The organism is Morganella sp. HMSC11D09, assembly GCF_001807955.1.
Taxonomy (GTDB): domain Bacteria; phylum Pseudomonadota; class Gammaproteobacteria; order Enterobacterales; family Enterobacteriaceae; genus Morganella; species Morganella morganii.
Window position 1 is genome coordinate 1 of sequence record NZ_KV791646.1, and the last position, 622, is coordinate 622.

Below are 622 nucleotides of genomic sequence, written 5' to 3' on the forward strand. Positions count from 1 at the left end.
TTTTCGCTGATCAGCACCCGGCCTTTTAAGACTCCCCGTGATGGGGAACGCCAGTAGGTGTTCATACTCGGCGGGAACGGGAGTGTGAGGGTTAAAGGCTGCTTCATCCAACCTCCCCTTTAAGCTGAGCCATTTTATTTTCAGTAAAAAGCAGATCGGTTCTGGCGCTGCGTAATCTTGCCTTGGTGTTCTTTTCCGCTTTCAGCAGCTCATCGACTGATTTACGGAGTTCTTCCCGCTTTTCCATCAGCTCGACAATTTCGCGGACAGCATGTTCGGCATCATTAGCGCGGGACAGCAGCACATCAAAGGCATCAACAACACAATTACAGTGCTCACACGTGACCTGGCGATACTGTTCATTGATGATTACACCGTGGTGCTTACACCTTTCCTGCTGCCGGGATTTTTTATCTTCCACCACAGTACTGAGTACCGGCTTATTTTCGTCTTTGAAATTAACGTGGATAATTTTGGTGCCAGTCACATTGCCACCCCGCTGTTCTGTCTCATCTCCCGGCGCTTTGCTGCCAGTGTCGTAAATAACCGGTTATGCGCAGATACAAACCCGCGTTCTGCCATATCTGCCGGACTGGACAGGATCGGGCCGTTGTTGCGCCGG

Annotated in this window: 1 protein-coding gene; it reads right to left on the reverse strand. The window is 50.8% G+C overall.

What is annotated here, in order from left to right; all coding sequences use genetic code 11:
• Positions 1 to 103: 103 nt before the first annotated feature.
• Complete coding sequence (locus tag HMPREF3119_RS00990) at positions 104 to 487, reverse strand: hypothetical protein (RefSeq protein WP_070578066.1); 384 nt, start codon at positions 485 to 487, stop codon at positions 104 to 106.
• Positions 488 to 622 lie beyond the last annotated feature (135 nt).